Raw genomic sequence first — 21,955 nt, 5'->3', positions numbered from 1 at the left:
TAGGAGGGGCTGACTTATATCTCTTCCAGCGCCTGCTCAATTTTGCTGTAAATGTAATTCAAGTCGGCGTTGGTAATGCAATATGGAGGTAAAATGTAAATAATATTTCCAAGGGGTCGCAAAATTATACCGGCACTTAAAAAATAATGATACAATTTATCACGCAGCGAACTAAAGTAAGACGTATTATCACCTGTCTCCCACTCCATCGCTATGATGGTGCCCGTTTGCCTTACAGTTTTTATTTTAGGGTGATCTTTAATTTTTAAAGCGAATTGACTATGCGAATTGGCTATACGTTTTATGTTCTCTGCTGTCGATGTCTCTAAAAATAGATCCATACTAGCTAAAGCCGCCGAGCATGCAACCGGGTTGGCGGTAAACGAGTGCCCGTGAAATAATGTCTTTAACCTATCGTCAGATAAAAAAGCGTCAAAGATCTGTTGGGTGCATGTGGTTAGCCCAAGGGCCATAGTACCGCCTGTAAGCCCTTTAGAGAAACACATTATGTCTGGCTGCTCAGTTATATGGTCGCAGGCAAAACGCTTGCCAGTGCGCCCAAAACCGGTAAATACCTCATCGGCAATTGTTAAGACTCCTTCTTTGCGGCAATGCGCTACTAGTTCGTTTAAATATTCAGCCTTATACATCAGCATACCTGCTGATCCCTGTACCAACGGCTCGAAAATAAAGCAAGCTAATTGAGATTTGAGATTTGAGATTTGAGATTTGAGATTTTGTATGTTGCTTTGGTTGGGTAGATCAATAAACTCAACTTCAAATAGAAGCGAGTCGAACGCTGCTGTAAAAGCGCTGCGGCCACTTACAGCCATAGCTCCGAAAGTATCGCCGTGGTAAGCGTTTTTAAACGCCAGTATTTTTGTGCGGGGTTTATCCTGGTTGTTCCAGTATTGCAGGCACATTTTTATGGCAACCTCAACCGCGGTCGAGCCATTATCAGAATAAAATGCTTTTTGCTGATTGTTGGGCAATATCGCTAATAATCGTTCCGCCAATTCAACAGCTGTAGGATGTGTAAACCCTGCAAATATCACATGTTCCAGTTGTGTTAGCTGTTCGGCAACTTTTTTAGCAATATAGGGGTGCGAGTGCCCATGTATATTAACCCACCACGATGATACGCCATCTATGTATTTTTTACCATCCTCGTCATATAAACAAGCCCCTTCCCCCCTAACTATGGGCACAGGCGGTTTCGCCGTTTGCATTTGGGTATAGGGGTGCCATATTACTTTTAAATCTCGCTCTACCAGGTTCATATACTATCAATTAAAAGTTTTGCAACATATTGATCTGTCGGGAATGTAAAATCTTCTACCTTCAAATCCTTTAACTTTATCCAACGGAAGGCCTGTAATATTTCACCATCGCCATCAAAATCAAACGGAATGGTTTTGAAAGATAAATTTAATGGCGACAAGTTATTTACTACATAATAAACACTAATGATCTGCGAATCGTTAAAGGCCGATTTCACAAAGAAATCTGTCGTATAAAAATGATTGATCACTTCTATTTCAGCATTACATTCTTCAACAAACTCGCGTTTAAGGCCTTCTATCAAGCCTTCTCCATATTCCAGGCCACCACCCGGAAACTTGGTAAATTGCATACCATACTCCTGTTCATCGCTTATCAGTAATTCCCTATCGTCATTAATTAACAGACCATAAACACGTACGTTAAATTGATACATTACTCAAAGTGTTTTTTATTGCGGATAACCCTATCCATCGTCCACACTATATCTTCGGTCTTAGGCTCAACTCTTACCGGGCAATTGGGCATATTGCAGTAATGGCAACAATTAGGCAGGCATGGGTCGGCATGTATAAATAGTTCTGTTTTGGTAACTCCATTATTAATCAATTTATCAACTAATGATACCTCTTCGTGCACCCTGTTCAGGTCAAAATAATAAGGCAAGGTTAAGTGGCAGTCAATATGCAGTTCGTTACCATACTTTTGCGCCCTGAAATTATGTACATCTATCCATTCATCCCGGCGTTTATCATTTAAAAACTTCACCACATTGTCCACAACCTCAAAATCGGTTTCGTCCATTAAGCCGGCAACAGACTTACGAACCAATTTATAACCCGTAAATATAATATAAGCACCTACCAGTATAGATAATATACTATCAAGCAGTAAAATCTTAGTAAACTGTATCAGCAATAAGCCCAGCACTAACCCCCCGCTTGTAACCATATCGGTTATCAGGTGTCTGCCATCGGCCTCAATAGTTATAGATGGGAGTGATTTTCCTTTGCTTATCATGTAATAACCCAAAGCACCATTAATTACACCTGTTACCCCTATAATACCGGCACCAATAAGCAGGTCATGTATGATATTAGGATGGAAAACACTGTAAACCGCTTTCATTATAATAACCAAACCGGCAACAAATATTAAAGCGCCTTCTATAAAAACAGAAAAATATTCAATCTTACCATGGCCGTAAGGGTGGTTCTCATCTCTCGGTAAGGCCGCCAAATAGATACTAAAAAAAGCAAAAGAACTGGCTATTACATTAACTATGCTTTCGGCGGCATCTGTTAATACAAAATTAGAGTTGGTTAATATGTATGCTGCAAACTTAGCCAGCATTAATACAATACCAGTAATAAGCGAAATAAGGATGATTTTTTTTTGTTGTTTCAAAACGGCGTTATTTATGGGGGGCAAATTTATAAATATCAAATGGGAATCACTGTTAATTGTTCCTTTTAGTTTCACTATCCTTATCCGTATTTTCACAGACAACTAATTACAAAAATGCCGCCATCTGTGAGTACACAGATGGCGAAAAAAAAAGATATTTATTGCTATTTAAGACTTTTCATTTTTAGTCTATCCACTTACTATAGAATTTCTATATTTGCCGCATCAATATAAAAAAACAACTATGAGTGCATTAAGTAACAGGATAAATAACCTGTCAGAATCAGCTACTATTAAAATGGCCAAAATGGGCCGCGAACTTGCCGCAAAAGGTGTTGACGTGATCAACCTTAGCTTTGGCGAACCGGATTTTAATACCCCCAAGCATGTTAAGGAAGCCGCTAAAAAGGCAATGGATGATAATTACACCTATTATACCCCGGTACCGGGATATCCTGAACTGCGTAAGGCTGTTGCTGCCAAATTGAAGAATGAGAACGGATTGGATTATGATTTCAGCCAGATCGTTGTGTCAACAGGTGCTAAGCAATCAATTGCCAACGTTTTGTTTTGTTTGGTTAATCCGGGCGATGAAGTGATTATCCCTACGCCTTACTGGGTATCTTACTCTGAAGTTGTAAAGCTGGTAGAAGGCAAAAGCGTTTTTATTGATACCGCTGTTGAACAAGATTTTAAAATTACACCTGAGCAATTAGAGGCGGCAATTACCCCTAAAACTAAAGTATTCTTATTTTCATCACCCTGTAACCCAACCGGCAGTGTTTATAACAAAGCTGAATTAGCAGGATTAGTTAAAGTATTTGAAAAATATCCTGAGATCTACATTATATCAGACGAGATCTACGAGCATATTAACTTTGTTGACAAACATGAATCAATAGCGCAGTTTGCAAGCGTAAAAGATCGCGTAGTTATTATCAATGGATGGTCTAAAGCTTTCGCAATGACAGGATGGCGCCTAGGCTACTCGGCTTCAAACAAAGAGATAGCTGCCGCTTGCGATAAGTTGCAGGGACAAATTACATCAGGCACTTCATCTATCAGCCAGCGTGCTGGTATTGCCGCTTACGAAGGTGGTTTAGAAACTGTACTGGAAATGCGCGAAGCATTTAGAAAACGCCGCGATATTGTTTATAAATTAATGAGCGAGCTTGATGGTGTAAAAGTAAACCTGCCTGATGGCGCGTTCTATTTCTTCCCTGATGTTACTTACTACTTTGGTAAAAGCTACAAAGGCAAAACCATTAATGATGCTGACGAATTAAGCATCTATCTGTTAGAAGAAGCCCATGTATCAACCGTTGGTGGTGATTCATTTGGTGATAAAAAATCTATCCGTATGTCGTACGCTGCATCCGAAGAAAAATTGGTTGAAGCTATGGCTAGGATTAAAGCGGCGTTGGGTAAACTTTCTTAAAAGCCTTACCCCGGCCTTCTCCAAGGAGTTATAAATTGTAACGTCCTAAAAATAGGTTTACTATTATTGATGATAAAAACTCAAACATCCACCAAAGATGTTTGAGTTTTTATCTCTCCCGTCAGAACAACAGAAACTTATTTTGATCTGCATTGTTACACTATTATAAAACAACAATGCTATGAAAACCTTAACAGTCCCCGGTAATCCGCGTTCTCTAACCGCAATTATGATACCTAAAACAGAAGAAGAGTTTCATGATCATGATATCGTGCGTATCATTTCGTCTGACAGTAATGAGACTGCCGAAAAAAGAATATTTCGTGTGGTAGATGGCGGCGAAGATAAATGGGAATTGCAGTTTGAGTAATAAAGATTAGTGATTAAAGATTAGCAAACATCTCAAGTCTAACCTTACTTACTTTATAAACCGATTAGACTGACCATAGTCTTTACCCTTGGCCTACCGTCATAGGCGGTGGTTTTATAGTGAAATAAAGCAGCTATGAGCGGCCTGTATTTGTCATAAATTTAATAATCAGAATAATCTGCCGGATAAAGGAAAAGGCTCTCTGCTTTGGATACATTCTTTTGATATTCGTCCATTTTGCCTAATGCTTTAAATCTATCGTCGTTAAAAAAAAGTTTCCACTTGTCTTTATTATCCTGTAGTCCGTTAAACGTTGTCATATACATTAAGTTAGGCATGTGGCTGCCTGCTATAACTTCGGCATAAAAAATTGCATTAAAATTATAGCCTTTAAATATGCCTATCTCATTGCCTACGTTAAACATTTTTACCTTGCTGGCATTGTACTTTTCGGTAGCACTTTCATAGCTGCGTAATTCGTAAATACGGTCGGCTTTTTTAGCAGTCAGATTAGGTACATTAGGTTCGGGCGCACCCGGAAACGCACGTAATACGATGGTTTCTATCCGTGTGTAAACCGGGTTATTATATAAAGCTTCCAGATAATCTTTCCCCGCATCAACGTAAGCCTGATCCTTATATAGTTTCTGATCGATATTTTCTAAAGCTTCCCAGGTTTTATAAGGCACATACACGTATATTTTTTTGTCCAGGCTATCTTGTTTAAGCACTTTAAACACACCTACATTTTTTACCCCTGCTTTGTGTAATGCAGGTATATATGCATTTTGCAGATAAGCATCTAAACGGCTCTCCTGAGTTGCTGTTTTAAAATGATAAATTTTTATCTGGTAATAATATGGAGAAGCTGCTTGTGCATACATTCCAGAAAACAAACAGCTTGCACAAACAAAAAGCGCAACAAATACGGTAGGGCAGTTTTTATATAATACTTTCATTTTTATGTGAGGGTTAATCTTTTATTCGGTTTAAACGTGGTAAACTTACAATTACCAATACAAAAACAGCGGTTACCAATTTTAATAAATTTGCATCGACACCAATATTTAAAGTAAATGCCAATACCATTTGAAATATTACTGCCCCGCCCAATACTAAAACCAGGCTTAGCCATACCGAAGTAATATGCAGCCATCCTATCAATGTTTCGGCAATAATAACCGACCCCAACCCTACTATCACTATGCCGATGCCCATGTTGATATCGGCAAATCCCTGTAATTGGGTTATTAAATAACCGCTAACAGCGGTAAGCGCATTGGCTAAAGCTAAGCCGATAATCTTCATCCTATCGGTATTAACTCCCAACGCCCTTATCATTGATTCGCTATTACCTGTTGCCCGCATAGCAATACCAAAATCGGTTTTCAGCAAATAACCTATCAGCAAAGTAATTCCCAGCACAAATAACGACAATATCCAGAATGTATTTTGATTGGGATTGCTCAAAATTTGTAACAATGTGAATATAGATGATGTACCTATCAACGGTAAATTAGACCGTGCCATCAAAGTTAAATTAATCGAGTATAAAGCGGTCATTACCAATATACCTGCCAGTAATGGGTTAATTTTAAGTTTGGTATGTATAAGCCCTGTTATAGCCCCCGCAATTCCACCCGCAAATATAACTGCCGGTAAAATTAAATAGCCGGGTAAATGGCGGGTAAGCAATATGGCGGTTACAACTCCGCCTAGTGTATAGCTGCCATCAGTAGTAATATCGGGGATGTTAAATATCTTCATGGATATGTATATACCCAATGCTATACCCGAAAAGCAAAGCCCCTGTAAAAGAGCGGTGAGGTAAAAATCCATTATTTTACAGCTTCAAAATTTGAAGGTATAGTGATATTATACTTTTTAACCGCTGCCGGGTTATAAACTCGTTTCCTTATCTTAACCATCTCCGGCTTTAAACCATCAGTTTTATGGGTTTTAAGATATTGTGCGGCTTGTTCGCCGGCCTGATATCCCCATTGGTAAATATCAGCACCAAAAGCGGCTACTGCGCCACGTTGCACTAAACCGGCTTCGCTGGTAAATATGGGAACATTAGCTTGATTACAGTTTTTTAATATGGTTTCAAACGATGCAAATACGGTATTATCAGGGTTCGCAAAAAAGGCATCTATGTTTTTACCTAAAAGCGCTTTTGTTACCAGTTGTGCATCTGCTGATGAGTTTAGCGGTAAAGCTATTAACGTAACATTCAATTTATCAGCCAGTGCTTTAATACGCTGCATAGCATCTGCCGATTGTGGTTCGGCCTGGTTATAAATCATGCCGATAACCAACTTAGCGCCTTTGGGCTTTAGTAATTTAGGGATGATAGAAAACGAGGTATCAATATATTGTAAATCTTCAACCGCGCCAAATAAATTGGCAGGTGCTTTGCCTTTAGCATCCAATACCTTCATCCGTTCGGGCGTTGGCGATACCATTTCGAAAATAGGAATGGTTTTAGTTTTTTGCACCGCGGTAACTGATGATAAAGTAGTACACGTAGCCAACAGGTCGACATTTTCTGATACAAAATAATTGACTATCTGGGTTAATGTGGGGATATCACCCTGGGCATTACGATATTCTATTTGAACCGTTTTTTGCTCTTCGCTGAAACCATTTTTCTTTAAAGCATCGGTAAAACCGGTCCGGGCTTGGGCTATGGTAGCATCTTCAAAAGCATCAACAAAGCCAACCACCGGCCCGTTGTTAACTTTGGGAGATTGGCAGGCGGTTACAAGGATGGCTAGCAGTATAAGCGGCAGATATTTTTTCATTTTACTAAGTTAAGTAAATGGGGCGAAAGGTAAAAGCTGGAAGGCAAAAGGTGACACTCTATTAGTTTTTAGTTAATTTAGCCGAACATGACATCTATTGTATCAAAACTACCGCAAGTAGGCACTACTATATTTACCACCATGTCTGCCCTGGCGGCAGAGGTTGGTGCTATAAATTTATCACAAGGTTTCCCTGATTATAATTGCTCGCCAGAATTAATTGAGTTGGTTAATAAAGCTATGAAGGATGGGCACAATCAATATGCCCCAATGGCAGGCGTAAAGGCTTTACGCAATGAGATAGCCCATAAAACCAAAAAACTATATAGTGCCGACTATGACCCCGACACCGAAATAACCATTACCGCCGGCGGCACACAAGCCATATTTACCGCTATCACTGCTATTATAAACCCTAATGATGAGGTTATTGTATTTGAGCCTGCTTTTGATTGTTATGCACCGGCAATAAAACTGGCGGGCGGCGTTGTAAAGTCGTTAGAGCTTCAACCAGGCAATAATTACCGCATTGATTGGGCCATGGTGAAAAAACTGACCAATAATCGTACAAAGTTGATCATACTTAACTCGCCACATAACCCTACCGCTACCATTTTGCACCAGGAAGATATAGAGGAGTTAAGCGCAATAGTTAAAGATCAGGATATACTAATATTAAGCGACGAGGTATATGAGCATTTAATATACGATGGTGAAATACATCATAGTATGGCACGATATCTCGAGCTACAGCAGCGCAGCTTTATAATAGCATCATTTGGTAAACTACTGCATGCCACCGGCTGGAAAGTAGGCTACTGCCTCGCTCCTGCTTATTTAATGCAGGAGTTTAGAAAAGTGCACCAGTTTTTGGTGTTCAGCGTAAACTCGGCAATGCAGTACGGTATAGCTGAGTATTTAAAAGATGAGAATATCTACTTAAACCTGCCTGCCTTTTTCCAGGAAAAGCGAGATCATTTTAAAAAAGGATTAGCGGAAACTAAATTTGAATTATTACCTTCATATGGTTCTTATTTTCAATCTGTTAGATATGGCCACTTAACTAACGAAGCCGATACTGATTTTGCCTTGCGACTAACAAAAGAAGCCGGGGTTGCCTGTATACCAACTTCTGTTTTTTATACACAAGGTACAGACCACAAGGTTTTACGATTTTGTTTTGCCAAAAGGCAAGAAACTTTGGATGATGCCGTTAATAGATTGATAGATTTTAAACTTTGATGAAAATAATTACGTATTAGTTAAGCCGAACCCAACTGCTATGGAAAACTTAAAGATCACTGTGTTTCAAGGATATTTGTTTTGGGAGAAAATAGACCAGAACCTGCAAAACATAGGATTACGACTATCGGGAATACGAGAGAAAACCAATTTGATCATTCTGCCCGAAATGTTTAATACCGGTTTCACCATGAATGCCAAAGAACTTGCTGAACCAATGGGTGGCAAAACTATGCAATGGATGCATAAAATAGCCCAGAAATATGAATGTGTAGTAACGGGCAGCTTGATTATACAAGAAAAGGAAAAATACTACAACCGGCTAATATGGATGCTGCCTGACGGCAAGTGTAATTATTACGATAAACGCCATTTGTTTGCTTTAGGCAAAGAAGATCATACCTATACTGCGGGAACGAAAAAACTGATTGTTGAATTAAAAGGGTGGAAAATTTGCCCAATGATATGTTATGATCTTCGCTTCCCGGTATGGATGCGTAATGTTGACGAGGCTTATGATCTGTTGTTAATTGTAGCCAACTGGCCCGAGCGCCGGGCTTTACACTGGCGCACGTTAATACCTGCACGAGCTGTCGAAAATCAAACCTATGTTATAGGCGTTAACCGTGTCGGGCATGATGGTAATGAGGTTTATCATTCGGGCGATTCGACCTGTATAGATCCAAATGGTAACGTGGTTTATTATAAACGCGATGAGGAAGATGTATACACCTTTTCTATCATAGCAGACGAAGTTATTAAAACACGCCGCCTTTTACCTTTTTTAAAGGATGCGGATGATTTTAACCTTATTTAACTACTTCGGTTACTTATAAATCTGTTAACTTTATTAATTTGCGGGTTAAATTAATATTTGCGTAAAGTGGTAAAGATTTCTCGTATTTTACTTTTGGCTGCAACAGCTTTAAGCTTGTCGGCATCGGCACAAAAGAAAAAAGATTATACGCCTTATGTTGATCCGTTTATTGGTACGGGAGGCCACGGCCACACCTACCCTGGGGCAGTTGTGCCTTTTGGTATGGTACAGCTTAGCCCCGATACCCGTTTAGAGGGGTGGGACGGCTGCTCGGGCTATCATTATACAGATACGGTTGTTTACGGTTTTTCACATACCCATTTAAGTGGCACGGGCATTGCCGATTATTGCGATATCCTGTTTATGCCTACTACCGGCGATCCCCAGTTTAAAAACACCGATTATAGCTCGCCTTTTAAAAAGAAAAACGAATCGGCATCGCCGGGTTATTATAAAAGTCAGTTGGATAAATATAATATTGGCGTAGAGTTAACCGCTACAACCCGGGCAGGCATGCATCGTTATAATTACCCATCAACACAACGGGCAAATATTATTATTGATCTGCAACACCGCGACCAGGTTTTAAGTTCGTGGATCGAGATTATTAACGACCATGAGATCCGTGGTTATCGTGAATCAAGAAGCTGGGCAAATGATCAGCATGTGTACTTCTATGCCAAATTTTCAAAATCATTTAAAACTTATGGCATAGCGGTTAATGATAAATTGCAAAACGGTTTAAAAAAAGCTGAGGGTAAGAACATTAAACTGTATATCCAATTTAATAATCCAGGCGAAGTAATATCAAAAGTGGGGATATCGGCTGTAAGCGTGGAAGGCGCATTAAAGAACCTGAACACTGAAATACCTGATTTCGATTTTAAAAGAGTTCAGAAACAAGCAAAGACAGCCTGGATAAATGCCCTGTCGAAGATAGAAGTTGAAGGCGGCGCACCTCCGTTACAACAAGAACAGCAACAATCAGCAGAAGCACTAGTTTATGGCTACGGCCGCCCTCCAGGTAAAAAAGTTGCGCAGATTGACTATGGGAAAGTAAAACGCACTATATTTTATACAGCGTTATATCACAGCATGCTATCACCAAATATCTATAGTGATATAGATGGTCAATACCGAGGCATGGATCAAAAGATCCATATAGCAGAAGGCTTTAATTATTACACTGTATTTTCTTTATGGGATACTTTCAGGGCCGAGCATCCGCTGCTTACTTTAATAGATAGAAAGCGTACGCTGGATTTTATAAAAAGCTTCATGGCCATCTATGACCAACAGGGACTATTGCCGATATGGTCGCTCGCATCAAATGAAACCTACTGCATGATAGGTAATCATTCTATACCTGTTATTGTTGATGCCTATGCAAAAGGGATAAGAGATTTCAATGCTGAAAAAGCGCTGGATGCTATGAAGGCATCGGTAAACCGTGATCAGTTTGGTTTACGTTCATACAGAACACACGGGTTGGTTTTGGCTGATGACGATAAAGAGTCAGTATCAAAAACTTTAGAATATGCTTATGATGACTGGTGCATTGCCCAGATGGCTAAAATGCTGAACAAGCCTGTTGATTACGCAGAATACATTAAACGTGCGCAGTACTGGAAAAACGTACATAATAAAGAAAATGGCTTTATGCAGGCTCAGGTTAAGGGCAACTGGTTTATGCCATTTAACCCTACCGATGTTAATGATAATTATGTAGAAGGTAATGCCTGGCAATATACCTTCCTGGTGCCGCAGGATGTTAGTGGTTTAATGAACCGTATGGGGGGCAAAACTCAATTTGCGGCAAGGTTGGATGAGCTTTTTACTACCAACGCACCGCTAACAGGCAAAGAAACATCAGACATAACCGGGCTGATAGGTCAATATGCGCACGGCAACGAGCCAAGCCATCACATGGCTTACTTGTTCAACTTTACAGATGATGCAGACAAAACACAATTCTTTATTAATAAGATTTTGAGCGAACAGTATAGTAACAAACCAGACGGCTTATCGGGCAATGACGATTGCGGCCAAATGTCAGCCTGGTATGTAATGAGTTCCTTAGGGATTTATAATATCGCGCCGGGTCAGCAGCAGTTTCAGATAGGCTTACCACAATTTGAAAAAGCGGTTATTAACCTGGAGAATGGCAAGAAATTCACTATCCTAAATTCAGGTTCCTCAATAGCGCGTAACAATATCTATTTACAGGGAATGAACCTGGATAAGAAAGCCTACAATAAACTCTATATCAACTATAATGATATTGCCAATGGCGGTGAGTTTGAAATTTATACAGGTCGCCTGCCTAACAAGATGTTTATGCAGGACCTGGAGAAATCAATCTCGGCCATTCCAGATAACCTGATAGTACCAAATCCAGTTATTGTTACTTTAAAAACGTTTGCTCCGCCGGCACTGGCCGAGATCAGGAGTAATGATATAGAGCCTGATACTTTTTATTATACTACGGATGGGTCTGCTCCTACTACATTATCCACTTTGTATACTAAACCTATACCTGCGTCACCAAAAATGACGATAAGGGCCATTGCTGTTAAAAACGGCAAATTAAGTTTAATAACCACAGCACAATTTTAATATGGCTTATAACGAAGAACTTGCAGATAAAATAAGAGAGGCTTTAGCCGAACTAGGTTTGGCTGATGTGGAAGAAAAGAAAATGTTTCGGGGTATTTGCTTTATGGTAAATGGCAAAATGTGTGTTTGCGCCAGTGCCGATGAAATGCTTTGCCGCATTGGCCCTGAATATAAAGAAGCATTGGAGTTAAACGGTGTCCGCGGAATGATCCGCAACGGTAAGGCGTTGAAAGATTTTGTATTTGTAAGCCAGGACGCCATGAAAACAAAAAAAGAATTTGACAGTTGGATAAACAAGGCCTTAGCATTTAATAAATTTGCAAAAGCAACCAAACAAGTAGAGATGTAATACTTTGCGTCTACATACTTCCTCCCCTAAAATTTAACTGTTAAATTTGCGTTGTTACATAATTATAAACCGGCTATGATTTTGAGCCATAATTTTACATCTTTACCGCATGTTCAGACGTATAAAAAACCAATACCTGAGATACTTCGTCATATTCATCTACGCTATAATCATATTTTTCTGTGCCGTTGAATTAAATTTCCTTTGGCTGTTTGGCTACACGCCTGATATGCAGGACATTAAAAGTCCAATCATGTCGGTAGGCTCGCAAGTATACACTGCTGATGGCAAATTGATCGGCGAATATTATCACGAAAACCGCTCGCCGGTTGAATATAAAGAGATCTCACCCAGCATAGTAAACGCGTTAGTAGCTACTGAAGATGTGCGTTTTTACAAGCATGGTGGCGTTGATTTTTATTCGTTTTTTACCAGCATACTTTCAACCGCCAAAGGCGATAAACGCGGCGGTAGTACCATTACCCAGCAGTTAGCCAAGAACTTGTACTCAACTCGTAAAAGAAAATCTCAGGGATTGTTAAGGCATATCCCGCTTGTGCGCACGCTGGTTTCTAAATGTAAAGAATGGTTAACCGCTTATAAAATTGAGCATGTTTATAATAAGCAAGAGATATTAACACTTTACTTAAATACTGTTCCATTTGGTAATAACTCATTTGGTATTAAAACCGCCACCCTAAAATTCTTTGATAAAACACCTGATGCCGTTACCCCTGCCGAAGCTGCAACGCTGATAGGCATGTTGAAGGCAACATCAACCTATAATCCTATTAATAATCCTGACCGAGCAATCGAGCGTAGAAATACGGTATTGGGCCAAATGGAAAAATATGGTTTTTTAAGTCAGGCTGATTATAGCACTTATACCAAAATGCCTATAGGCTTAAATTTAAGTTATGTAGAAAACGATTCGCATGGCGATTCGTACATCCGCGAAGCGGTAGAACGCTGGCTTAAAAAATGGTGTAAGGATAATGATTATGATCTGTATGAAGATGGTTTAAAGATCTATACTACAATAGATTCCCGCCTGCAACAATATGCCGAAGAAGCTGTAGCAGAAAAAATGAAGATGCTGCAAAAGCGCTTTGATAATATATGGGGCACTAAAAACCCATGGCGCGACTCGAAAGGTAAGGAGATAGTAGATTTCCTGCAAAAAGCCGAGCAGCACCTGCCTATTTACAAGCTGTTATCTGCAAAATATCATGGCGATACTATCCAGATAAAACAATACTTTGAAAAACCTAAAAGGATGAAGGTCTTTACCTGGAAAGGCGAAAAAGACACCACGTTTTCGAGTGTTGATTCTATTAAATACTATACCCGAATTTTAAATACCGGTATGATGACCATCGAACCATCATCCGGTAAAATTAAAGTTTGGGTGGGCGGCATCAATCATAAATACTTTAATTACGACCACGTTAACCAATCAAAAAGGCAAGCTGGTTCAACCTTTAAGCCATTTGCTTATTTAACCGCTTTGGATAACGGCTTCACACCTTGCGATAAATTTACAGATCAGCCTGTATCTATTAAGTATACCGATGGTGGTAAAGAACAAGTTTGGGCTCCTAATAATGCCGACTTTAAATTTAGCTACCAGGAAATGTCATTACGCTGGGCTATGGGCAAATCGGTAAACTCTATTACCGCGCAGGTGACTGAAAAAGTGGGTTGGGATAAGATAGTTGAGTACGCGCATAAATGCGGTATCGAAAGTCCGTTAAAGGCGGTCCCGTCTGTTTCGTTGGGATCAAATGATGTATCGGTTTATGAAATGGTGCGCGCTTATAGTACATTCCTTAATAAGGGTCAAAAAATAGATCCATTGTTAGTTACCAAGATAACCGATCATGATGGAAACACCTTACAGGAATTTGCCTTAAAAACAGAAAGAGCTATAAGCGAAGAAGTTGCCTGGTTAATGCTATATATGTTTAGAGGTGGTATGGAAGAACCGGGCGGTACCTCGCAAGCACTATGGGAGTACAACGGCCTATGGAAAAAAAACAACCAGATAGGCGGCAAAACAGGCACATCATCTGATTATGTCGATGGCTGGTACATGGGTATTACCAAGGACCTGGTTACAGGTATTTGGGTTGGTGCCGATGATAGAAGCGTACACTTTAATTCATCAGAAAGTGGTGAAGGATCGCACACCGCGCTGCCTATTTTTGGCAGCTTTATGGAGCGGGTTTATGCCGATCCTAACTCGGGGTATAGCTATGGCCCATTCCCTAAACCATGGACAAAGATCACCAAAAGCTATGACTGCCCTTCGCCAAGAATATCAACAGACACTACTGCAACTGACAGTTTGAATATGCCTTTAGATACTTTAAACGGATTTCCTCCAGACGAGAAACAACCTGGCACTAATCCTTAACGTATTATTAACAGGGATTTATTAAATTAGCGCTGATATTTGAACCTTATGGATAAAAATTACCCCTATATAAATAGAGCAAAAAAATATTCATTCATTTTGATCTGTTTTATTGGCCTGCTGTTATTTAGCCCTGCGGCGCGTGCGCAATATTTTGGGCAAAATAAGGTGCGGTATAAAAATCTAAAATTCAAGGTTTATAAAACACCACATTTCGAGATATACTATTACTTAAAAAACGATAGTATGATCAAACGATTTGCCCAGGAAAGCGAATTGTGGTATACTTTACACCAGCAGGTTTTCAGGGATACTTTTAGAAAAGCTAATCCAATAATTCTATATGCTAATCACCCTGATTTCCAACAAACTACCGCTATTGATGGCGATATAGAAGTTGGAACCGGTGGTATCACCGAAGGTTTAAAAAACCGGGTAGTTATGCCGGTTATGGAGAATAATGAAATGACAAGGCATGTTATCGGCCATGAGTTGGTGCATGCTTTTCAATATCATATATTACTGGGTAAAGAAGACAACTCTTACGAAAATATTAACAATCTGCCTCTTTGGATGATCGAAGGTATGGCCGAATATCTTTCGTTAGGCAAACGAGATTCCTACACCGCCATGTGGATGCGTGATGCCTATTTAAATCATGATATCCCAACGGTAAAAGATCTTACCGAAAGCAATAAATACTTCCCTTACCGCTATGGCGAGGCCTTTTGGAGCTTTATAGGGTCAACTTATGGTGATACCATTATTACGCCTTTCTTTAAAAACACCGCACGTTATGGCTTGGCTTATGGCGTAAGGCGTACTTTTGGGTATGATGATAAAACACTATCGCAGCTTTGGAAAACATCGATAGAAAATACCTATAGGCCTTATTTAAAAGACACCATACAAAAACCTGTAGGTCAGTTAATTGTAAATGATAAAAACGCAGGGAAAATGAATGTGGCACCAGCCATAAGCCCTGATGGCAAGTACCTTGCATTTTTATCAGAAAAGAACTTATTTACAATTGATCTCTTTCTTGCTGATGCAAAAACCGGAGTCGTCATAAAGAAACTGACCAGCAAAGTATCAAACACACATATTGACGAGTTTAACTTTATCGAATCTGCCGGTACGTGGTCGCCGGATGGTAAGAAATTTGCCTTCAGCGTTTTTAGCAAAGGTCGAAACCGTATGCTGGTTGTTGAAGTGCCGAGCGGGAAGATCTTGCAGGATATTTCTATGGGCAAAGCCGAGCAATTTAGTAACCTCTCGTGGTCGCCTAATGGCGATGAAATAGTGTTCCAGGGATTATCAGAAGGACAAGGAGATCTTTACTTATATAACTTCCAAACCAAAAAGGTTACACAGCTAACCAATGATAAATACTCTGATTACCAGCCCAGTTTTTCAAGGGATGGTAAAAAGATCGTTTTTTCGACCGATAGGGCTACGTATGATCGCACCACATCGCAAGATATTACCTTTAACCTGGCTGAATATAATCTGGCTACCGGCACAACCACGGACATACCCCTTTTTAATGGAGCAAATAATTTAAACCCTCAATATTCATCAGACGGTTCACAGATATACTTTTTGTCAAATCGCGATGGTTTCCGCAATATGTATCGTTACACGTTAAACAACGGAAAAATTGAGCAAATGACTGATCTGTTTACCGGTATATGCGGTATAACAGAGTTTTCGCCAGCATTAAGTATCTCAGCCAATGATGATATTGTTTACTCTTACTATCGTTCTCAAAAATATTCGCTTTACAATGCTAAAGTTTCTGATTTTACGGTTAAAACAGTTGGTGGCACAGAGATAAATTTCAATGCGGCAATGCTCCCTCCTGCACGCGCGGTTGGTGTAGACCTGATAAACTCTAATCTTAAAAATTATCTTGCCTACCAGAAAATCCCAACTGATTCTATTAAAGACATACCTTATAAACCCCAATTTAAATTGGACTATTTAGCCAGCAGCGGTATTGGCGCTTCGGTAAGTTCTTTTGGTACGGGTTTGGCAAGCGGCGTTCAGGGAGTGTTTAGTGATATTTTGGGGCGTAACCAAATTTATGCAGGCGCGGCTATCAATGGGGAGATATATGATTTTGGCGGACAGGTTGTTTACATTAACCAACAAGGCCGATGGAATTTTGGTGGTGGCATATCACATATACCTTATCAGTTTGCAACCTATAATGTGGTTGCAACAAATCATACAGTCGGAAGTAAAACTATACCTGTTACCGATGAACGTTATGATATTATCCGCATTTTCCAGGATCAGGCATCATTGTTTACCTCCTATCCTATTTCCAAATCTACACGTGTAGAATTTGGCGGCGGCGCATCTAAATATTATTATAGAGTTGATCGTTATAGTACGTTATACGATACATTAGGCAACGTAATTGATTATTCAAAAAAACACATATCCAATTCAGATTATAATTCAGACCCATTAAATAACGGTACCAAATTAACCCCGTTTACAGTTTACCAGGTCAATACTTCATTGGTAGGCGACAACTCATTTTTTGGAGTAGCATCTCCTCTCAATGGTTTCCGTTACCGTATTGAAGGCGAATATGATTTCGGCACTTACAAATTCTTTGCACCAACAGTTGACCTAAGGAAATATGTACGGGTAGACCCGGTAACGTTTGCCGTACGTTTATACGGTTACGGCCGCTTTGGTAATTCAAACGGTTTATATCCTTTATATGTAGGATACCCGTTCCTGATAAGAGGCTATGAGGCGCAAACTTTTTATAATGGTAACGGCAAACCAAGTAATGGATTCACAATTGACCAATTAACAGGTACCCGTACAGCAGTAGCTAATTTCGAAGTTCGCTTACCTTTTACAGGGCCCGAAAAACTATCAACAATAAAATCTAAATTCTTCTTTTCAGAGCTTAACTTCTTTTTTGACGCGGGTTTAGCATGGAGCCAGGGTAACCAGGTAAAGTTTCAAAACGCGCCTGATAAAATTGGTACAGACGCAAATGGTAACGGTATTTATAACACCAACCAGCGTGTTCCTGCATTAAGTACGGGTATATCATTGCGCGTAAATGTGTTTGGCTATTTTGTTTTAGAGCCTTACTTCGCTGTACCGTTTAACCGTAATGATGTTAACAAACCCGTATTTGGTTTAGGCTTTACACCGGGCTGGTAAGTAACATCCCCCACCAAGGGTAAGGGATGTTGCTTCTTATCTCCAATACCCCCTGTGCCAGATATAACCACGCGAGCTTGATAGCCAATTACCTCTCATCCATACACGACCGTTGCGTGGCCTATCCCAGTGGCCGCCAATGTAAGCGTATCGTCCATCGCGCCATACCCATTCGCCATCTATCCAAACCGCATTGGCGTAAGGTGATGCAGGGCGCACATAGTAAGGTTCTTCGGGATGCGAGGCAACATAGTACTCGCCTGTACATGATGTTAGTAAACTGCCGGTTAGGGCTAATAATATCCCGATTTTTGCTATCGTTTTCATAGGTCAACGTTTTATTTTATTGACAAATGATTACGCGAAAAGTTTAATTTTTTGCTTTTTTAAACCTATCAGCAACTATCAGGTCTTTGCTTTCGGGCGTATATTTATAAAATCCGCTACCGGTTTTTACACCCAGGTTTTGTGCTGCAACCATATTAACCAGCAGTGGACAAGGCGCATATTTATCACTGTTAAAACCTAATAGCAATACGTTAATTATAGCCAAACAAACATCAAGCCCTATAAAATCGGCCAGTTGTAACGGGCCCATTGGATGCGCCATGCCCAGTTTCATTACCGTATCTATCTCTTCTACACCTGATACGCCTTCGTGCAGTGTATAAATAGCTTCATTTATCATCGGCATTAAAATTCGGTTAGCTACAAAACCAGGTGCGTCATTAACCTCAACGGGTATTTTATCCAATTGTCGGGATAATTTCATTATAACTTCAGTTACCTTATCGGTAGTTTGTTTGCCTTTTATTACCTCGACCAGTTTCATTAAGGGTACCGGGTTCATGAAATGCATACCAATTACATTGCCGGGGTTTTTAGTTGTTGATGCTATCTCTGTTATTGATATGGATGATGTATTTGAAGCAAGTATAGTATAGGGTTTGCAAATATCGCTTAACTGTTTAAACAGGTTTAGCTTGGTATCACGGTTCTCGGTAGCAGCTTCAACTACCAGGTCGGCATCTTTAACACCATTAGCCAGATCAGTATAAGTTTTGATTCGGGTTAACGTATCAGTTTTTAATTGCTCATCAATCGTCCCTTTTTTTATTTGTTTATCAAGGTTAGTGGTGATAGTTTGCAGGGCGCGTTGTAATACATCGGTTTTTATATCAATCAAAGCCACATCAAAGCCATTTTGGGCGAAGGTATGTGCAATGCCGTTACCCATAGTTCCTGAACCTATTACTGCAATTTTTTTCATCCTGAATAATCTCTTTTACAAATTTATCTTTTGGCGCGATATATTTTCCGGGGTAACCTCATGCATTTCGGCAATATATAGCGCTTGGCATGGTGCATACTTATTGATAATATCTTCTGAATATTCATCTCTATCGCCATTAAAAATAATAGCTTTTATGGCTATATTCCTGTTGCGCAACGCGTCTATTGATAACAAGGTATGGTTAATGCTTCCCAGGTAATGTTTTACAACCAATATAACATTGGCATTGAGCTGTTGTATCAGATCGATCATTAAAAAATCATTGTTCAACGGCACCATTAAACCACCAGCTCCTTCAATAATTAACAGGTTGTTAGTATACGGAGTTATTATGTTTTTTGGGTCGATAACAATCCCATCCAAATCTGCAGATTTATGCGGGGAATAAGGCTGAGTTAAACGATAAGCTTCCGGATGAAAAACAGATTTAGTGTTTGATACAAGGCTCCTTACTTTTAAAGTATCGCTGTTATTTAAATCGCCCGACTGTATGGGTTTCCAGTAATCGGCCTGCAGGCTTTCAACTAAAATGGCCGATACGATGGTTTTACCAATGCCTGTGCCAATGCCGGTTATAAATAAAGGTTTATTTGTCATTAGTCAGCTTATTAATTTCATCAGCAAGTAAACCAACTTCATTAGCCGTATTATAGGCATGCAGGCATATTCTTATTCGTTCGCTACCTAACGGTACTGTAGGGCTTAATATGGCGCGCACATCAAATCCTTTTTTTTGCAGATATGTGGCTATTTCGGTAGCTTTCTCATTGCTTTTTAACAGTACACATTGTATAGCGCTATCGCTATTAATTAAAGCATAATGATTATTTGGCGATAATTTTACTTGTTGTTTAAACAAGCTGATGTTTTGATTTAGTTGCTGTATTTCTGCGGTCGATTGCGATAACAAGCCGCAAGCCATTTTTATACTTGCCAACTGGTGAAACGGAGCCGCAGTAGTATATATAAATGACCGGGCAAAATTAATGAGATATTGCCGCAATAATTTGCTCCCTAATATAATAGCACCGTGACAGCCTAACGCTTTGCCAAATGTAACTGTACGGGCAAATACACGGTCCTGTAATCCCAATTGGGTAACTATACCGGTATGGTGCAAACCAACCGCATGTGCCTCGTCAATAATTAAATTGGCGCCGTATTGTTCGGTTATCGCTAATATTTCTGCAATGGGAGAAGTATCTCCATCCATAGAGTAAACGCTTTCTATAACCACATAACAAGTGCCTTTAGCGTGTTGTAATTTCGTTTCTAAACCGGCAAGGTTATTGTGTTTAAATGTGTATCGGTTGGCATTACTTAATCTGGCGCCATCTATAACCGAGGCGTGTATCAATTCATCTGTTATAATAGTATCGCCACGTTGAGGTAGTGAAGATAATAAACCCAGATTGGCATCGTAACCAGAGTTAAATAATAGTCCGGCCTCGCTTTTAAATAGAGTGGCTATTTCCTGCTCTAATGCTTCTGTATAAGCCAGATTACCCGATATTAACCTTGAACCTGTTGAACCATTTAAATTGCCCCGACTATTTATTTCCTCACTAATAAGTTTTTTTAATAGAGCCGAACGCGAAAAGCCCAGGTAATCGTTCGAGCAAAAATCTATCAAGCTGTTTTCTGGCTTCAAAGTGCGGTAACTTCCTGCCTGTTGCCTTTCGGCAAGCCTGTTTTTTATATAGTTTTCTGTGGATATCAATTTAAATAAATTTTCAGCTAAAATAAAGAAAGCCCCGATAAAACCGGGGCTTTCTTTATTATGATCTAATTTAAAATTAGTTGCCTTTCATGCGTTCTTTCATTTGGGCAGCACGCTCGTCAGCTATTTTTTGATAAGCTTTAGCCTGATCAGCAGTTAAAACAGCTTTGATCTTTGTATCAACTGCGGGTTGCATTTTCATCATACCACCCATCATTGCGCTCATATCGCCATTGGCGGCAGTTCTTAAGCTATCTCGTTTTTTTGCAGTCTCTGTATAAATAACAGTAAGTTTTGCAACCTGGTCATCATTAAGATCTGTTATTTGAGTTTTTAATTGTTCTACTTGTTCTTTCGGTGTTCTTCTTCCGCCACCTTGAGCGAAACTTACTGCGCTAACGCCAATTACAAAGGCGCATACTAATAATAACTTTTTCATTTTGTCTTAGTTTATTGTTTGGTGTATTATAAAGATATAATGTTAAGCTTGAATATGCAAGGTGTAACTTAATTGTTGCTTAATTAAACACTAATAAAAAAAAGCGACTCATGGCCGCTTTTTTTATTCTAATATTAATTTCCTTGCCTTTGTTGTTGCCTTGCAGCTTGAGCAGCTAACTGTTTTTTGTAAATTGCAGCCTGATCTGGCGTTAAAATAGCCAAGATCTTGTCGTTTGTAACTTTTCTTAAAGCAGTTTGCGCCGGGCGCATTGCCGCTCTGTCGCCACCTGCATTAGCTGTTCTTAAACTGTCCTGTGATTTTGCTTGTGCGGTAAAAATCGCAGTCGCTTTTGTAACCTGATCAGCGTTTAACGATAACGAATCTTTCAGCCTGGCTGTCATTTGTTCAGGGGTTCTGTTTCTACCGCCACCGCCGCCATTTTGGGCGAAGCTAACTGCACTTACGCCTACTACGAAAGCACACATTAATAATAACTTTTTCATTTTCTTTCTCGATTTAATGTTTGGTGTTTTGATAAAGATAGATGAATAAGGTTTAGTGCAT

At 39.6% G+C, this 21,955-nt stretch carries 20 protein-coding genes; 8 read left to right on the top strand and 12 right to left on the bottom strand.

Annotation, left to right across the window (positions count from 1 at the left end):
* Nucleotides 1–14: 14 nt before the first annotated feature.
* From bioA to JWQ34_RS10815, 3 genes are read right to left on the bottom strand one after another with little or no spacing between them, the layout of a single operon-like run.
* Nucleotides 15–1,280, bottom strand: a complete 1,266-nt coding sequence (gene bioA, locus JWQ34_RS10825) for an adenosylmethionine--8-amino-7-oxononanoate transaminase (RefSeq protein WP_299357272.1) — start codon at nt 1,278–1,280, stop codon at nt 15–17.
* Nucleotides 1,277–1,717 carry an NUDIX domain-containing protein gene (locus tag JWQ34_RS10820; protein WP_299357271.1) on the bottom strand — a complete coding sequence of 147 codons (441 nt, stop codon included), beginning with the start codon at nt 1,715–1,717 and terminating at the stop codon, nt 1,277–1,279. Before JWQ34_RS10820 ends, bioA begins: the two co-directional genes overlap by 4 nt.
* Nucleotides 1,717–2,688 (bottom strand): cation diffusion facilitator family transporter, encoded by a 972-nt coding sequence (locus JWQ34_RS10815; RefSeq protein WP_299357270.1) that lies wholly within the window; start codon nt 2,686–2,688, stop codon nt 1,717–1,719. Before JWQ34_RS10815 ends, JWQ34_RS10820 begins: the two co-directional genes overlap by 1 nt.
* A gap of 244 nt (nt 2,689–2,932) precedes the next feature.
* On the opposite strand from JWQ34_RS10815, the gene JWQ34_RS10810 reads away from it, so the two are divergent.
* Both JWQ34_RS10810 and JWQ34_RS10805 read left to right on the top strand, forming a co-directional pair.
* On the top strand, nt 2,933–4,126 hold the full coding sequence (locus JWQ34_RS10810; protein WP_299357269.1) for a pyridoxal phosphate-dependent aminotransferase: 1,194 nt from the start codon (nt 2,933–2,935) through the stop codon (nt 4,124–4,126).
* Between the two features lie 181 nt (nt 4,127–4,307).
* Nucleotides 4,308–4,496: a hypothetical protein gene (locus tag JWQ34_RS10805; RefSeq protein ID WP_299357268.1), complete on the top strand. Its 189-nt coding sequence runs from the start codon at nt 4,308–4,310 to the stop codon at nt 4,494–4,496.
* 161 nt (nt 4,497–4,657) lie between these two features.
* Here the strand turns inward: JWQ34_RS10805 and JWQ34_RS10800 are convergent, their stop codons facing one another.
* The 3 genes from JWQ34_RS10800 to JWQ34_RS10790 are packed head-to-tail and all read right to left on the bottom strand — an operon-like array spanning nt 4,658 to nt 7,300.
* A complete protein-coding gene (locus tag JWQ34_RS10800) occupies nt 4,658–5,455 on the bottom strand; it encodes an NIPSNAP family protein (RefSeq protein WP_299357267.1) in 798 nt (265 codons plus the stop codon).
* A 13-nt stretch (nt 5,456–5,468) separates the two neighbouring features.
* Entirely contained in the window at nt 5,469–6,335 is an 867-nt protein-coding gene (locus JWQ34_RS10795; protein ID WP_299357266.1) for an ABC transporter permease, read from the bottom strand.
* Nucleotides 6,335–7,300, bottom strand: a complete 966-nt coding sequence (locus JWQ34_RS10790; protein WP_299357265.1) for an ABC transporter substrate-binding protein — start codon at nt 7,298–7,300, stop codon at nt 6,335–6,337. The genes JWQ34_RS10795 and JWQ34_RS10790 overlap by 1 nt, the downstream gene beginning before the upstream one ends.
* 87 nt (nt 7,301–7,387) lie before the next feature.
* Here JWQ34_RS10790 and JWQ34_RS10785 point away from each other — a divergent pair, with 87 nt between their 5' ends.
* The 6 genes from JWQ34_RS10785 (at nt 7,388) to JWQ34_RS10760 (ending at nt 17,935) form a co-directional block, all read left to right on the top strand.
* Nucleotides 7,388–8,542, top strand: coding sequence for a methionine aminotransferase (locus JWQ34_RS10785; RefSeq protein WP_299357264.1), 1,155 nt, complete (start codon nt 7,388–7,390; stop codon nt 8,540–8,542).
* Between the two features lie 40 nt (nt 8,543–8,582).
* Nucleotides 8,583–9,359 (top strand): amidohydrolase, encoded by a 777-nt coding sequence (locus JWQ34_RS10780; RefSeq protein ID WP_299357263.1) that lies wholly within the window; start codon nt 8,583–8,585, stop codon nt 9,357–9,359.
* Nucleotides 9,360–9,425: 66 nt separating this feature from the next.
* Complete coding sequence (locus JWQ34_RS10775) at nt 9,426–11,975, top strand: GH92 family glycosyl hydrolase (protein ID WP_299357262.1); 2,550 nt, start codon at nt 9,426–9,428, stop codon at nt 11,973–11,975.
* Nucleotide 11,976: 1 nt separating this feature from the next.
* Entirely contained in the window at nt 11,977–12,324 is a 348-nt protein-coding gene (locus tag JWQ34_RS10770; protein WP_299357261.1) for a TfoX/Sxy family protein, read from the top strand.
* Nucleotides 12,325–12,433: 109 nt separating this feature from the next.
* Nucleotides 12,434–14,740, top strand: a complete 2,307-nt coding sequence (locus JWQ34_RS10765; RefSeq protein WP_299357260.1) for a transglycosylase domain-containing protein — start codon at nt 12,434–12,436, stop codon at nt 14,738–14,740.
* A gap of 48 nt (nt 14,741–14,788) precedes the next feature.
* Nucleotides 14,789–17,935 carry a DPP IV N-terminal domain-containing protein gene (locus JWQ34_RS10760; RefSeq protein WP_299357259.1) on the top strand — a complete coding sequence of 1,049 codons (3,147 nt, stop codon included), beginning with the start codon at nt 14,789–14,791 and terminating at the stop codon, nt 17,933–17,935.
* Between the two features lie 36 nt (nt 17,936–17,971).
* Here the strand turns inward: JWQ34_RS10760 and JWQ34_RS10755 are convergent, their stop codons facing one another.
* The 6 genes from JWQ34_RS10755 to JWQ34_RS10730 form a co-directional block, all read right to left on the bottom strand.
* Nucleotides 17,972–18,262 carry a hypothetical protein gene (locus tag JWQ34_RS10755; RefSeq protein WP_299357258.1) on the bottom strand — a complete coding sequence of 97 codons (291 nt, stop codon included), beginning with the start codon at nt 18,260–18,262 and terminating at the stop codon, nt 17,972–17,974.
* A gap of 43 nt (nt 18,263–18,305) precedes the next feature.
* Nucleotides 18,306–19,205, bottom strand: a complete 900-nt coding sequence (locus JWQ34_RS10750) for a 3-hydroxybutyryl-CoA dehydrogenase (protein ID WP_299357257.1) — start codon at nt 19,203–19,205, stop codon at nt 18,306–18,308.
* A gap of 15 nt (nt 19,206–19,220) precedes the next feature.
* Entirely contained in the window at nt 19,221–19,826 is a 606-nt protein-coding gene (gene bioD, locus JWQ34_RS10745) for a dethiobiotin synthase (protein WP_299357256.1), read from the bottom strand.
* The gene (locus JWQ34_RS10740; protein WP_299357255.1) at nt 19,816–20,949 is read right to left on the bottom strand and encodes an 8-amino-7-oxononanoate synthase; all 1,134 of its coding nucleotides are present in this window, start codon (nt 20,947–20,949) and stop codon (nt 19,816–19,818) included. The genes bioD and JWQ34_RS10740 overlap by 11 nt, the downstream gene beginning before the upstream one ends.
* A 76-nt stretch (nt 20,950–21,025) precedes the next feature.
* A complete protein-coding gene (locus JWQ34_RS10735; protein WP_299357254.1) occupies nt 21,026–21,388 on the bottom strand; it encodes a hypothetical protein in 363 nt (120 codons plus the stop codon).
* A gap of 134 nt (nt 21,389–21,522) precedes the next feature.
* Nucleotides 21,523–21,894, bottom strand: a complete 372-nt coding sequence (locus JWQ34_RS10730; protein ID WP_299357253.1) for a hypothetical protein — start codon at nt 21,892–21,894, stop codon at nt 21,523–21,525.
* Nucleotides 21,895–21,955 lie beyond the last annotated feature (61 nt).

Source organism: Mucilaginibacter sp. (genome assembly GCF_028288185.1).
In the GTDB taxonomy this organism is placed as follows: Bacteria; Bacteroidota; Bacteroidia; order Sphingobacteriales; family Sphingobacteriaceae; genus Mucilaginibacter.
Note: the sequence above shows the minus strand (reverse complement) of the source record. Positions and strands in the feature narration are given on the sequence as shown.